This is a genomic window from Desulfosarcina alkanivorans (assembly GCF_009688945.1).
Lineage (GTDB): Bacteria > Desulfobacterota > Desulfobacteria > Desulfobacterales > Desulfosarcinaceae > Desulfosarcina > Desulfosarcina alkanivorans.
In genome coordinates this window covers 3,343,896-3,357,582 of the sequence record NZ_AP021874.1, presented here as the reverse complement: position 1 = coordinate 3,357,582, position 13,687 = coordinate 3,343,896, and the positions used below count along the sequence as shown (strand labels likewise).

At 57.7% G+C, this 13,687-nt stretch carries 11 protein-coding genes; 8 read left to right on the top strand and 3 right to left on the bottom strand.

All coding sequences use genetic code 11. The features are described from left to right. Positions 1–354: 354 nt before the first annotated feature. Positions 355–2,085 carry an FG-GAP repeat domain-containing protein gene (locus DSCA_RS14825; RefSeq protein WP_155317163.1) on the bottom strand — a complete coding sequence of 577 codons (1,731 nt, stop codon included), beginning with the start codon at positions 2,083–2,085 and terminating at the stop codon, positions 355–357. 310 nt (positions 2,086–2,395) lie between these two features. Beyond that, the gene (gene gatB / locus DSCA_RS14820; RefSeq protein ID WP_155317162.1) at positions 2,396–3,823 is read right to left on the bottom strand and encodes an Asp-tRNA(Asn)/Glu-tRNA(Gln) amidotransferase subunit GatB; all 1,428 of its coding nucleotides are present in this window, start codon (positions 3,821–3,823) and stop codon (positions 2,396–2,398) included. 679 nt (positions 3,824–4,502) lie between these two features. On the opposite strand from gatB, the gene DSCA_RS14815 reads away from it, so the two are divergent. From DSCA_RS14815 to DSCA_RS14785, 7 genes are all read left to right on the top strand, one after another. Next, positions 4,503–4,784 carry a hypothetical protein gene (locus DSCA_RS14815; RefSeq protein ID WP_155317161.1) on the top strand — a complete coding sequence of 94 codons (282 nt, stop codon included), beginning with the start codon at positions 4,503–4,505 and terminating at the stop codon, positions 4,782–4,784. A 9-nt stretch (positions 4,785–4,793) separates the two neighbouring features. Beyond that, positions 4,794–6,428, top strand: a complete 1,635-nt coding sequence (locus DSCA_RS14810) for a solute symporter family protein (RefSeq protein ID WP_155317160.1) — start codon at positions 4,794–4,796, stop codon at positions 6,426–6,428. A 153-nt stretch (positions 6,429–6,581) separates the two neighbouring features. After that, positions 6,582–7,172 carry a hypothetical protein gene (locus DSCA_RS14805; RefSeq protein WP_155317159.1) on the top strand — a complete coding sequence of 197 codons (591 nt, stop codon included), beginning with the start codon at positions 6,582–6,584 and terminating at the stop codon, positions 7,170–7,172. 140 nt (positions 7,173–7,312) lie between these two features. After that, positions 7,313–8,494: an HD-GYP domain-containing protein gene (locus DSCA_RS14800; RefSeq protein ID WP_155317158.1), complete on the top strand. Its 1,182-nt coding sequence runs from the start codon at positions 7,313–7,315 to the stop codon at positions 8,492–8,494. 208 nt (positions 8,495–8,702) lie between these two features. Continuing rightward, complete coding sequence (locus tag DSCA_RS14795; protein WP_155317157.1) at positions 8,703–9,479, top strand: enoyl-CoA hydratase/isomerase family protein; 777 nt, start codon at positions 8,703–8,705, stop codon at positions 9,477–9,479. Between the two features lie 403 nt (positions 9,480–9,882). Beyond that, the gene (locus DSCA_RS14790; protein ID WP_155317156.1) at positions 9,883–10,335 is read left to right on the top strand and encodes a cyclic nucleotide-binding domain-containing protein; all 453 of its coding nucleotides are present in this window, start codon (positions 9,883–9,885) and stop codon (positions 10,333–10,335) included. A gap of 13 nt (positions 10,336–10,348) precedes the next feature. Then, on the top strand, positions 10,349–10,633 hold the full coding sequence (locus DSCA_RS14785; RefSeq protein WP_155317155.1) for an antibiotic biosynthesis monooxygenase family protein: 285 nt from the start codon (positions 10,349–10,351) through the stop codon (positions 10,631–10,633). Between the two features lie 69 nt (positions 10,634–10,702). Here DSCA_RS14785 and DSCA_RS14780 read toward each other — a convergent pair whose 3' ends face one another. Then, positions 10,703–10,996 (bottom strand): GYD domain-containing protein, encoded by a 294-nt coding sequence (locus DSCA_RS14780; protein WP_155317154.1) that lies wholly within the window; start codon positions 10,994–10,996, stop codon positions 10,703–10,705. A gap of 505 nt (positions 10,997–11,501) precedes the next feature. On the opposite strand from DSCA_RS14780, the gene dnaK reads away from it, so the two are divergent. After that, on the top strand, positions 11,502–13,412 hold the full coding sequence (dnaK, locus tag DSCA_RS14775; protein WP_155317153.1) for a molecular chaperone DnaK: 1,911 nt from the start codon (positions 11,502–11,504) through the stop codon (positions 13,410–13,412). The last annotated feature ends 275 nt before the right edge of the window (positions 13,413–13,687 follow it).

Sequence of the window (13,687 nt, the reverse complement as noted above, 5' to 3'; positions counted from 1 at the left end):
CGACGGGTGAATTCATAAAAAAATCGGCCCTTTGGCACCTTTGGACACAGGATAGAATCCTGTCCTTTTGGGCAAGGCTCTTTTCGTCGAAAAGCAGGGCGCCGTCCGGACTGGTAGGATAACCATTAACCATATTATGGAAAAGATTTCGTTAGATTCGGATTTCTCCGCCCCGGCAGTTTTTCAAGTCGTTGGGGTATAGGTGGCTATCCCCCCAAAACAGCCCGCCACAATATTGTTGTCGCAGAGAAAGTTCTCAAACAGATTGGCAGCGTAGTGGAAAAAACGCCCCCGGTCTTCAGGCCGAAGGCGTGATAAATAGAAAGGGGCTGGATTTTATGCGGCCTTCGAGCCTTACTGCCCGTCCAGTTCAAAAGCGATCACTTTGCTTATGCTGTCTGTGAATGCGATGCGGCCCTCTTTGGTCACGATGGCTGCAAGCAATTCATCCTGGCCGTCATTGTCATAATCGGCCGCCACAAAGTCGCTTACCCTTCCATCAAAATCCTGGGTTTTCCATTTGGGGACCAACCTTATTCCATCCCAGGAGAGTAGTTCGATTCTTCCCCGCTTGAAGACGCGGAAATTCTTGAGCATGTTTTTGGCCAGTTCATCATGGCTGGCTACCAGTACTTCCGGTTTTCCGTCCCTGTCCATATCGGTGGCCCTGATTCGCAGCGGGAAAAATTGCTTGTTCTCAACGCCAGGTTCCGTTTTCCGCAGGTTGAAAGACAGCAGGTTGCCTCCGGTGCGATCGGTATCCTCGTAGATCATCTGACTGGCCCCACTATAGATGCGTACCCGGTCCCAGTCAGAATAGGCGGCAATCAGGCTCTGGCCAGTATGGGTGATGTCATCGTAGGTCGCTCCCATGAGGTTGGCCTGCCCGCCTTTTAACAGTTGCGGCCCGGCAGAAAGACGGCTGCCTTCCCATTGCATTTCATGGATGGCCCCTTTTATGATGCTTTCATCGGCGGTTTTCTGGCGCTGGCCCAGGAGAAGAGTTCCCCGATCGTTGGTTTTGGTTACTCGGTAGTACCAGTTGTCCGGACCGTAAATGATTGTGTAGGCGTTTCCGTCATACTCAAGTACGAAAGATTCGATCATATCGTTCTTGGGCCCGCCGACGCTGGAAACGTATATCTCAGGCGTCCCGTTGCCGTTGACATCACCCACGTCGACCCCGATATGGGTACCGATTCGGATCTTACCGGCTTCGCCGATCTTCAGCAGCCGGCCGTTTACGATGCGGTGGATGGTAACGATCTTGTCCCGGGCAATGACAATTTCCTGGAGTCCGTCGTTGTCCACGTCGCCTACATCGATCCCGGTAATGAGGGATTTGATGTTGCGGCTGCGCCATAAGGTGGGGCCGTTGGTGGTATTGGTTGCCCCGGCTGCGGCGATGAAGGCCGGGTTGGGCGTCTGATAGGGCTGGCCGGCTACCGGGGCCTGGTTTTCCGCCTGGATGCCGGATTGAAGCAGCTTCTCCGGGTGCATGCGCGGATCGTAGACCGGCGGGGCTGACTGGACCCGGGCTGCCGGAGCCGTTCCGGACTGCATCTGCGGTGCGGCCGCAGGCCGCCGGGCAACGGCGCGGCCGAATACCGTTTCGTTGATGTTGGTGGCGAACTGGTTGATCTGGGGGATCACCTCGCCCATGCCGCGGGTCTGGGCAAAAAAGGGCAGGGGCTCCTGCTGGCCGCTGACGTCGACCATGCGGGCATCGATGCTCACGCTTTCGCCGAAAACCGTCAGGCTGCCGAAAAGGACATAGTCGGCCTGGAGTTTGCCGCCCACCAGTAGCGCCCGGCTCTCCCCTTCGAATCCTTCCACCGATGCCAGGGCCGACTTGGTTTCATGCTCATTGATCACCTCCACCTTGTCCTGCCAGGCCAGACGCGACCCGAGCATGTCCAGGATGCCCTCCTGGAGAAAGGTCAGATCTTTTTCCGCATTGATGTCAAAGGGAAGGACGGCGACGCGGGCGGGAGCGGCAGTGGCAGGTACAGTGGCCAAGAGAAGCAGCAGGGTGGATACCATCAGAAAAATGATTCGGTTTATAATATGGGATTGTTTTTTCAAGGAAATCTCCTGAGTTTGACCAGCGGTATCATCGAAAGAAGATGGGAAATCACAAATATCAATAATCAAATTACAAACAAATTCCAAATCAAAATGTCAAAATAATCAAACGAGACCAGAGACAACGCGGTTTGGTCGTTTTATTTCAGTTGCTGTCACGCATTAAAGATGGTCCTAGAAATAACCAATCACAATATCCAAATTCCAAATAGACTACCAATATCAATGCCGAAATTCCAAAAGGGAACGAAGGCCGCCCTTGTTTGATATTTGTTTGGAATTTGTCATTTGAATATTGTGATTTGACCTTTCAACCCAGCTTCCCCCGCAGGATCTCATTCACCACCTTCGGGTTGGCCTTGCCCCGGGTCTGCTTCATCACCTGGCCGACGAAAAAACCGATCAGTTTTTTCTGGCCGTCCTGGTAGCGCTGCACCTCGTCGGGGTGGGCGGCAATGATTTCATCAACGATGGGATCGATGGCCGAGGTGTCGGAAACCTGGACCAGGCCCTTCTCCGCCACAATACGTTTGGCCGGTTTGCCGGTTTCGGCCATCGCTTCGAAGACGGTTTTGGCAATTTTGCCGCTGATGACATCCTGGTCCAGCAGTTTCAGCAGGCCGGCCAGGTGTTCGGGGGAAATCGGGGATTGGCCGATGTCGAGTCCCTGGGCATGCAGCAGACCGAGCAGGTCGCCCATGATCCAGTTGGCCACCGGTTTGGGCTGGTCGAACAGGGCGATGCAGGCTTCGAAGTAGTCGGCCAGTGCCCGGCTGGCGGTCAGTACCCTGGCGTCGTCAACAGGCAGGCCGAAGGTTTCCACATAGCGGGTTTTGCGCTGGGCAGGAAGCTCGGGCATTTCCTTCTGCATGCGTTCGATCCAATCCTCGTCAATAACCAGGGGCAGCAGGTCCGGGTCGGGGAAGTAGCGGTAGTCGTGGGCATCCTCCTTGCCGCGCATGGAATCGGTGCGCCCCTTGTCAGGCTGCCACAACCGGGTTTCCTGGACCACTTCGCCGCCGTCGAGAAGGATCTCTTTCTGACGGGCGATTTCATAAACGATCGCTTTTTCCACATTCCGGAACGAGTTGAGGTTTTTTACCTCTGTGCGGGTTCCGAATTGGGTCGATCCGGCCGGCATGATCGAGACATTGGCGTCGCAGCGGAAGCTGCCTTCCTCCATATTGCCGTCGCTGATGTCCAGGTAGCGCAGGATGGTCCGGAGCTGGCGCAGGTATTCGCCGGCGGCTTCGGGGCTGCGGATGTCCGGTTCACTGACGATTTCCATCAGCGGCACCCCGGTTCGGTTCAGGTCCACCCGGCTGACGGGGCGGTCCGGATCGTGGATCAGCTTTCCCGCATCCTCTTCCATGTGAATGCGGGTGATGCCGATGCGCAGGGTCCGGCCGTCAATGTCGATATCCAGGTGGCCGTCGGTGGCGATGGGCAGTTCGTATTGGGAGATCTGATATCCCTTGGGCAAATCCGGGTAGAAATAATTTTTCCGGGCGAACCGGCTTTCCGGTTGAACGGTGCAGCCGGTGGCCAGGGCCATTTTGATGGTGTAGTCCACCACCTTTTTGTTGAGTACCGGCAGCACACCGGGCATTCCCAGGCAGACCGGACAGGTATGGGTGTTCGGCGGGGCGCCGAAGGCGGTGGCGCAGCCGCAGAAAATTTTGGTACGGGTTTTCAGCTGGGCGTGAACTTCAAGGCCGATGACCGGGATAAATTCCATCTGATTGTTCCACTCCGATAGTAAAAAACGGCAACCGCTGCTGCCGATTACCGCCTGACTGGCGTCAACCTCGTGCAGGCCGGGCTTGCTTTCGTCTGTCGACTTTTCCTGGTTCGGCCCAACGCAACCATGGCAAGCGCACCGAGGGTTCCGTTCCAGTTCATATTGCCGGGCCGCGCCGGTGGGTACCGGTATCCACGAAACCCTGCAACGGCATGCATTATCACCAACGGCAAGGATTGTAAAGCATGGCGTGGCGGTGCTTTGGGATGTTTTGCGCCGGGTTCGCAGGCATGCGTTCACCGATTTTTTGGGTGTAGGTCGAAAACCTACCGGCCATCAGGCAGGACCCGACAAAATAATCGGTCCGTGACGGACAGAAAAATCGGCCCGCCACCGATGGTGTTATTGATATTCCTTTAGTAAACAGTATTCAGTAAATCAGTTTCATTAATCAGCGCTCGCGTGATGATCCCGGTTGGAAATGGACAACCCTTCTTTTCAAAAACTCGGATTCGTAAACGGACTGCCCGGGAGGGTCGGCGGGAATGTCGGCCGAACCCCGGTTCGCGCTGCCTGACAGGGTGGGAACGAAACCGGGTGCGAGTTACATGCATATTCTCACGGGCGGGTGTGCTTGCATCTGCCTCAACGCCTCAACCTGCAAAGGAGAACTAACATGAAGGAGAAACTCTATCGAAAAGAGATCTGGCTTACCGTGATCTTTTCCGTCCTGCTGATGTTGATGGGGCACAGTGCATCGATTTTTGTCCTTTTCCCCAGCCTTCAGACCGGCACCTTGTGGGGGTTTCCCACCCAGTACATCGTTCCCATTCTGCTGGGATGGTTCGGCATGGCCCTGGTCTGTCTGGTGATGACCCTGGTCTGCAACAAGTTTGACGATGAGATGGAGGCCTTTGCCGAAGAGAACAAAGAAGAAAATATTTCCGTCAAGGAATAAGGGGGGATTATGCCAGCAGAATATGCCTTGAGCAACGTTTGGATCGGTATCGGTGTCGTTATTATTTTGTTTTTTATTTTCTATGGCGTGGGCTATATGGCCAGCCGCAAAACCACCAGTGACGCAGACTTTTACGCCGCCGGGTTTTCCATCGGGCCGGTGACCAACGGCCTGGGAATGGCGGCCACCTGGGCCAGTCTGGCGACCTTTCTGGGGGTGATCGCCCTGATTCTCAAGCTGCAGGTTCCCTTTGTCTACCTTTGGATTCAGTGGGCCATTTCCATCCCGCTGCTGACCCTTTTATACGGTACCAGCCTGCGGCGGATGAAGGCCTTTACGCCGGCGACCTTTATCAAGCAGCGGTACGGCAAGCCCTCCACCATTGTCATCGTGTGCTGGATGATCCTGATCATGGTCATGTACGCGCTGGGCCAGATGATCGGTCTTGGCCGGGCCTTCGAACTGCTTTTCGGTGTGCCCTACAACACCGCCCTGGTGGTGGCCGGCCTGGCCACCGTCGGTTTTATCACCATCGGCGGCATGTACGGCGCCACTTACAACGCCGCGTTTCAAATGGTGGTCATGACCATCGCCATGATCGTGCCCATGGGGGCCATCATGAAGGCCATGGGATCCTCGGGCTGGTGGTTTCCGCCCCTGGCCTACGGGGACATGGTGCCGGACATGATTGCCGCCATCCCGACCTTTTTCGATATGAAGTATGACTTCCGCTGGTACTTTGCCCTGATCCCGGCTTTTACCCTGGGCCCCGTGGCCCTGCCCCACCTGGCCATGAAGGTGTTCACCTCCTCGTCGGTAAAGAATGCCCGTTGGGCCGTGGTCTGGTTCGCCATTTTTCTGGGACTGCTGTTTTCCGGTACCTACGTGGTGGGTTTCGCCGGCAACTACTTCACCGCCACCACCGGGAAAGTGATCGCCAAGCCGGATCAGACCCTTTTGATCCTGAACGTCTTTTACAACCCCACCCTGGTGGCGGCATTCGTCATGGGCGGCGCCCTGGCCGCCGGTCTTTCCACCATCGGCGGCAACCTGATGGCCATCGCCGGCCTGGTGGGCAGCGACCTGCTGGGTATCCTGGCACCCAACATGGACGCCAAGAAAAAGATGAAATGGGGTTACCTGGCCCTGGCCCTGGGCGGGATCACTGCCATCCTGCTGGCCTTCAAACCGCCCAAGTTCCTGGTCACCAGCATCCTGTGGGCCTTCGGCCTGCTGGCCACCACGGCAACCCCGGCCATACTGCTGGGGGTGTGGTGGAAGGAGGCCAACAAGCTGGCCCTGATGGTATCCTCCATCTTCTGCGGCATTCTGTTTATCGTCATCTCCCCCCACGTGATTCCCAGCATCTGCGTGGGCAAGGGGCTGGTGGCGGCCCTGGGCATGTCCGGCGGCATGGTCACCATCCCGCTGAGCTTTGCCATGTTCATCGTTCTGTCCATCATCTTCAACCGGGTGTCGGCCCTGTCGGCATACGCGCCCACCCTCGAAGACAAGATGGTCATCGACCGCATCCACGGATGGGGCGATCACTATGAAGAGAAGCACTACAACGGCATCACCGTTCCGATCATCATCGCCATCGTCTGCATGGGGGTGTTTGCCTGGGGGCTGCAGCCCTGGTAGCAGGCGGCGGGTGTCGTTATGACGGCAGCATCCCCGGGCTTCGGGCTCGGGAATGCTGCGTTTTCCAGGGCCGGGGCAACAAAGAGAAAAAGGTCCTGGCACAGTGACAAAAGGGAGGCACCCGCCTCCCTTTTATGTTATAGAGGGGACACCATGGAGGCAGTCGGTAAATTCTCGGCAAAAGGGGCGGCCATGCACTACTTTCAGGACATGATGCGGATACTCAGACTGGACGGCGCCGTGTTTGACCGACTGGCCGCCACCCGGTTGCCCATGCGTTACACCATGCTCAACGTCAGCGTGTTGGGGGTGATCTACGGCATGGCCTCCATTCAGTTCGCCCGCTCCATGCTGGCCCGCCAGCCCGATGCCACCATCTCTTTCAACCCGCTGATGATTCTCATGGTCAGCATTTCCATCGCTTTTTTCATGCACGGCGGCCTTTCCCTGTTCGTCTGGGTGTTCTGCCGCGGTATCGGCGGCAGCCCCCAATTCATGCCGACCTACCTTAACATTGGAACGGCCGCAATTACCCTCTGGCCGCTGGCGCCGGTGGTTTCCGCCCTTCAAAGCGGTGTCTCCGGACCGGGGCTGACGGTGGGTTTGTCGATTGCCGGCGTTTATGCCGCTGCGGGAATTTTTGTGGCCGTCAAGGCCGCTTCCGGCCTCTCCCCGGTCAAAATGACGCTGGCGGCCGTGGCCACCGTGGTTTACGTGGGGTGTTTTCTGTATCTGTGGCTATAATCTCTTGTCGGTCTGTCCGAATTTTCATAATGGCTTTGCGTGGGAGGGCGTCCTCCTTTTCCCCGACAGTTCGGACGCGCCGGGTTGTCAAAATAGCCAAAATTTCCCAGTCGCGTACTCCAGCGGAATAAAGGGGGCCCATGGTTTCCGGCTACCATCAATACTTCAAGGCGTTTGCCGACGTCTCCAAAGCGATTCACTCCGGTATGGAGACCGAGGAGATTCTCGGTCGCATCGTTACCTCCATTTCCGACACCATGGCCGCCAAAGGGTGCATTTACTGGGTTGTCAATCGGGACGCCGGGTGCATCGCCCACAAAGTTTCAAGCGGGTTTGATTTCCGCAGCCTTTCGGCCGTGGACCTGCCTACCCTGCAGACCCTTTTCCCGGCAGATGCCGACCATCTGGTGTTCATTGCGGATGTCCGCTATGATGATCGCCTGCCCGACCTCGAGCGTTTGGGCAAACGGCGGGTGGTGTCGGTGATCGGCATGCCGGTGCAGATCGACCCTCCCTACGGGGGCATCCTGGCCGTATACTTCGGGGCGAAGCGAGACCTGAGCCGTGCCGAGGTGGAATTTCTTACGGCGCTGGGCGAACAGGGGGCCATCGCCCTTCACAAGGCGCTGCGTTACGACGAACGCCTGCTGGACACCTTTCGACAGACGGTGGAAGGCCTGACCATGGCCCTGGAGGCCAAGCATCCGGAGACCCATGGACATTCACTGAACGTGGGCCGCCTGGCAGAGGCCACCGCCCTGAAAATGGGTATGACGGAAAAGGCCGCCCGGTCCCTGTACCAGGCCGGCCTGTTGCATGACATCGGCAAGATCGGCACCGGCCGGGAGATCCTGGGCCGCCTGGGCCGTCTTTCCAGCCGGGAGATGGATCTGGTCCGTATGCACCCGGTGGTGGGCGCCAACATCCTGCGGCCCCTGGTGTTTCTGTCGCACCTGGTCCCCATGGTCCGTCATCACCACGAACGCATGGACGGCAGCGGCTATCCCGACGGCCTGGCAGGAACGGCCATTCCCGTCGGGGCACGTATTCTTGCGGTCTGCGATGCCTTCGAAACCATGATCGCCGGGAGGGCGGGCATCCGTCCCATCAGTCTGGAAGATGCCGCCGTCCAGCTCAACATCGGGGCCGGCACCCGGTTTGACCCCCAGGCGGCCTCGGCCCTGGTGGCTGCGGTTCGGGAGAACCCGTCCGTTCTGGACACCCCCATGGGGTCCGACGCCGACCTGAAACGATTTGAAATGCTGTTCCGGGACCATCGCGAGATGGACCGCAACGCCCCGTGGTGCACGGTGAGTTTCTGAGGAATCGTTTAGAGTAACGGGGTCGTTTTTCGCAGGAGCGGCTTCCAGCCGCGATGCAAGGGGATGAACGCGGCTGGAAGCCGCTCCTGTGCCATTTTTTCCTTTCGGATAGGTGGCCATGTTTGGCCTGGAAAGGCGCTTGGCGCCATGATCGTGTTTCTGGCCTTCATCTGATTAGTAACATCCACTTAATAGAGGAGGATTTCTCATGGCTGAAAATGTAATTGTTGATGTTGGAGAAGATTTTATCGGTGAAATCACCCTGAACCGTGCGGACAGCCTCAATACGTTCACGCTGGACCTGGCTTCCGAACTGGATGCGGCCTTTCTGCAATTGGATGCCGACCCGTCGGTGCGTGTGGTTATCCTCAAGGGCGCGGGAAAAGCCTTCTGCGCGGGAATCGATGTGGGTGATTTTTTTGGAAAGTCCACCATGGCGTACCGGGAGTGGATCGCCAGCATGGAAACCCCCCTGGTGACCATCAGCCGGATGAAGAAACCGGTGATTGCCCAGGTGCACGGCGTTGCGGCGGCCAACGGTGCCGGCCTGGTGGCTGCCGCGGATCTGGCCATCGTTGCCGACAACGCCAGAATGGGGCTGACCGCCATCAACGTGGGCCTCAACTGCGTGGGGCCCGTCATTCCCGTGACCCGGTCAGTGGGTCGGAAACGGGCCATGGAACTGCTGCTCTACGGCGAATTGATCAAGGCCCCGGCCGCCCTGGATATGGGCTTGATCAACAAGGTGGTCCCGGCGGATGACCTGGCCGTGGAAGCCCGGCGCTGGGCGGCGGTGCTGGCCGCCAAGAGCCCCGTCGCCGTACAGATCGCCAAGTCAGCCTTTTATTCCGCCGCCGACCTGAGCTATGACAAGGCCTTTGATTACATGAACGAGGCCTTTGCCCGGCTCTGCTCCTCCGAAGACGCCAAGGAGGGGGTGTCGGCATTCCTCGAAAAGCGCCAGCCGACGTGGCGGGAAAAGTAACCCCCGTCCGATGGAAAACCGGCACCCGCCGTGTGCGTTGATCGGCCAATCACCCTTGTGGCGGTTGGCCCTCATCGCCGCGCCGCTTTCTGTATGCCGGGCCCCCTCGCCGGCGGCAATTAAACTCTTGACGCCCGAACCGGTTGAATATAATTTGAATTTATGTACGGCGGGCTGATCCATTCAGCCGAGTCCCGGCGTCATTATGCCTGTCCGACCCTTTCTCAGAACCCTGCCTGACCCCGACGACTGTTGAGCCGGAAAACGTCCGAACCGGAAATCGACAATTGCCTGGGACCCAGCCGTGCGGCGGCGCGACACCGATTCGTGCCACGCTGCCTTGGGAAAAGCGTCTCGTTTTTCCTGGTCACGAGGCACACGTTTAACAGGGAGGGCATCAATCATGAAAGAAAAAGCGGAGGGTTGGGAAATTCATATCACGGAGATGGACCTGTTCACCGGTCTGGACCTGAACGTGATGGGAGAGATCGCGGATAACGCATGCGAGGAAGCCTCCTATCCCGGGGGAACGTTGATATTCAATGAAGGGGACACGGCGACAGCCCTTTTTATACTGGTCCACGGCACCGTTGAACTGAAGATCGGCGGGGAAAAAACCGTCTATCGCCTGAACGGGCAGAGCGATATCTTCGGCTGGTCGAGCCTGGTAGAAAATGGGACGTACACTGCCACTGCAGTCGCCGCATCGGATATCCAGGCAATTAAAATCGATGCCCGCAAAATGAACCGCGTGTTCAACGGCCACCCTGCATTCGGGCTCACCGTTTACCGGCGGCTTTCAGCTGTTTTCAACAAACGGCTGTCCAGTATTTATCACCGCTTCCTATCCGTCTGAAGGAGCTATTGAAATGATCAGAATCCATATTCGGCGACAGGTATCCGAAGAGAACCGTCCGGCGCTGATGCCGCTGATAAACCAGTTGCGGGCGACCATCGTGGGCCACCCCGGGTATCTGTCCAGCGAGACGTTGAGGCGGGTAGACAGGCCGGGAGAGGTTCTGGTGGTTTCCAAATGGCAGTCCGATTTCTACTGGAAACAGTGGTATGAGAGCCCGGAGCGAAAAGAGATTCAGGACAGGATCGACGACCAGCTGGCGGTGAAGACGCAATACGAGGTCTACGATTATGAGTAACGGAAGGCTGTCTCACGGCCGATGCCGGCGGCCCGATGCATGAAAATGGACGTGCCGGTTTTCTTCGACCTAAATCTCTTTGGCTTTGGCGATCAGACGGTCAAACATTTCGACCTCGACCACCGGTGACGTGGTAAATGTAATCCCGGTTAATTGGTTCAGTGCGACGGATGTGGCAAAGGCGCTTTCCGAATCGGGGAAATCAAGCGTAAAAACCAGGTCGTGCTTTCCCATAACCGCATACATCGATACGACCTTTCCCCCGTTGGCCTTGATCAGTCGAACGGCCTTTTCCGTCCTGCCCGGGCTGATGCCCTGCATCGCCTCCGTCGTGTACTTTCCGAACATCATGAATATCGGCATTTTTTATCCTCCTCGGTAGAAGGTTCGCAAATGGCGAAGATGGGTAAACACAGCTACTGCCGTCAGTCTGGTGAAGGGGCGGCGGTTGTTTTCAGCGCGTTGAGCCGGAACCGGGCCGGCAGCAGAACATTATGAGGCAGCATCATCACGGAAAGCCGGCAGGGAAGACAGCAGGTGGCGCTGCCAGCGGGGTCGATCCGTTCAGGATCGAACGAGGGCCGCAATCACTCGACTTATCGAATTATAGCCAATAATCCGGCAACCGGCAACACTTGGATGGCTGCACGCAGAAGATACCGGGTCCGTTCATCGGGGCGGGCGTTCCTGCGCCTGATGGCCTGGCCGGAACGCCTCCTGTCGATCCTTGCCCCAGAGTCGAAATTATTAAAAATAAAAATTATAAAAAGTAATGAAAAAAATTTGACATATAATTAATCCGATTTATGGTTTGCTCATCAGAAACCAACGCGGGGTTCCCATCCCCGTCATCCAGGAGGAACAGAAAATGAGCAAAACAATCGGAATCGATCTTGGAACAACCAATTCCTGCGTAGCCATCATGGATGGCGGCGACGCCAAGGTGATTACCAATGCCGACGGCGGCCGCACCACACCCTCGATGGTGGCCGTTTCCAGCGGCGGTGAGCGACTTGTGGGCCAGATCGCCAAACGCCAGGCGGTGACCAACCCGGAGAACACCGTTTTCGGGGTCAAGCGGCTCATCGGCCGCCGGTACGATGCCGGCGAGGTGACCGCAGACCGGAAGAACCTTCCCTACGAGATTCAACGGGCGGAAAACGGCGATGTTCGCATCTCCCTGAAAGGCCGTCAGTACAGTCCGGCGGAGATTTCGTCGTTCATTCTTGCGGATTTGAAAAAATCTGCCGAGGCCTACCTGGGCGAACCGGTCACCGACGCGGTCATCACCGTCCCGGCATACTTCAACGACAGCCAGCGTCAGGCCACCAAGGATGCGGGCCGGATTGCCGGATTGAACGTCAAGCGCATCATCAACGAACCCACCGCCGCATCACTGGCCTATGGGCTGGACAAGAAGCGGGAGGAGAAGATCGCCGTATTCGACCTGGGCGGCGGCACCTTCGACGTCTCCGTCATGGAGATCGGCGACGGGGTGTTTGAAGTCAAGGCCACCAACGGCGACACCCACCTGGGCGGAGAGGATTTCGACCTGCGCCTCATCGACTACCTTGCCGATGAATTCAAACGGGAGCAGGGGATCGACCTGCGCGGCGACAAGATGGCCCTGCAGCGCCTCAAGGAAGCGGCCGAAAAAGCCAAAATGGAACTGTCCAGCGCCATGGAGACGGACGTTAACCTGCCGTTTATCACTGCGGATGCCGGCGGCCCCAAACACCTGAACATCAAGATGACCCGGGCCAAACTGGAATCCCTGGTCGAGGACCTGCTCGACCGGCTGGAGGGTCCCTGCCGGACCGCCATGAAGGATGCCGGTTTTTCCGGCGGTGACATCGACGACGTGATTCTGGTGGGCGGCATGACCCGCATGCCGGCAGTCGTGGAGCGGGTAAAACGGATATTCGGCAAGGCGCCCAGCAAGGGGGTCAATCCCGATGAAGTCGTGGCCATGGGCGCCGCCATCCAGGGCGCCGTACTGGCAGGTGATGTCAAGGATGTGCTCCTGCTGGATGTGACGCCCCTCAGCCTGGGTATCGAAACCCTGGGCGGGGTGATGACCCGGCTGATCGACAAGAACACCACCATCCCCGCGCGACAGAGCCAGGTCTTTTCAACGGCCGAGGACAACCAGCCGGCGGTGAGCGTTCACGTGCTCCAGGGTGAACGGGAAATGGCGGCCGACAACAAGACCCTGGGGCGCTTTGAGCTGACCGGCATTTCGCCGGCGCCGCGGGGCACCCCGCAGATCGAGGTGGCCTTCGACATCGATGCCAACGGCATCGTCGAGGTGTCGGCCAGGGATCAGGCCACGGGCAAGCAGCAGAGCATCCGCATTACCTCCTCTTCGGGCCTGTCCAAAGAAGAGATCGACCGTCTGGTGAAAGACGCGGAACTGCATGCCGATGCCGACCAGACCAGGAAAGCGCTGGTGGAGGCCAAAAATGCCGGGGACGCCCTGATCTACTCGACGGAGAAAACCCTGAACGAAATGGGCGCCGCTGTCGACCCGGGCCTGCGCATGGAAATCGACGACGCGGTGTCCACCCTGAGACGGGTGTTGAAAGGCGACAATACCGACGAGATCCGACAGGCCACCGAGGTGCTGACCCGCGCCTCCCACCGAATGGCCGAATCGGCTTACCGGCAACCGGGAGGCCCCCATGGCGAAGGACCGCAGCCGGGTCAGGCCGCAAACGCCCGTGCCACGGCGCCGGCGGACGATGACGTGGTGGATGCCGATTTCCAGGAGGTGGCCTGATACGATGACCGTGGTTTGATTCATCAGGTCCGTTAGTTTTCCAACTATCTGAAAATTAAAAAAAAGCCGGGCAGGTGCCCGGCTTTTTTTATTGGGTGTGCACGCACTTCGCCCGGATGGATCGTCACCGTGTCGACGCCTCAAGGTGGTCGGTCCTGACCCCGGGCGGAAGCTGAAAACCGGATTTAATTGAAAGATCATGTTTTCGGTAAGTTAACCATCACCGCGAATTTATTGTTCTGTATTTAACAACTTGATTTTTAATTACAGAACTT

What these genes read in the sequence shown, in the direction of transcription:
- DSCA_RS14795 (WP_155317157.1), top strand. Translation starts at nt 8,703, where the DNA reads ATGGCTGAAAATGTAATTGTTGATGTTGGAGAAGATTTTATCGGTGAA.
- DSCA_RS14805 (WP_155317159.1), top strand. Translation starts at nt 6,582, where the DNA reads ATGGAGGCAGTCGGTAAATTCTCGGCAAAAGGGGCGGCCATGCACTAC.
- gatB (WP_155317162.1), bottom strand. Translation starts at nt 3,823, where the DNA reads ATGGAATTTATCCCGGTCATCGGCCTTGAAGTTCACGCCCAGCTGAAA.
- DSCA_RS14800 (WP_155317158.1), top strand. Translation starts at nt 7,313, where the DNA reads ATGGTTTCCGGCTACCATCAATACTTCAAGGCGTTTGCCGACGTCTCC.
- dnaK (WP_155317153.1), top strand. Translation starts at nt 11,502, where the DNA reads ATGAGCAAAACAATCGGAATCGATCTTGGAACAACCAATTCCTGCGTA.
- DSCA_RS14810 (WP_155317160.1), top strand. Translation starts at nt 4,794, where the DNA reads ATGCCAGCAGAATATGCCTTGAGCAACGTTTGGATCGGTATCGGTGTC.
- DSCA_RS14780 (WP_155317154.1), bottom strand. Translation starts at nt 10,996, where the DNA reads ATGCCGATATTCATGATGTTCGGAAAGTACACGACGGAGGCGATGCAG.
- DSCA_RS14785 (WP_155317155.1), top strand. Translation starts at nt 10,349, where the DNA reads ATGATCAGAATCCATATTCGGCGACAGGTATCCGAAGAGAACCGTCCG.
- DSCA_RS14790 (WP_155317156.1), top strand. Translation starts at nt 9,883, where the DNA reads ATGAAAGAAAAAGCGGAGGGTTGGGAAATTCATATCACGGAGATGGAC.
- DSCA_RS14815 (WP_155317161.1), top strand. Translation starts at nt 4,503, where the DNA reads ATGAAGGAGAAACTCTATCGAAAAGAGATCTGGCTTACCGTGATCTTT.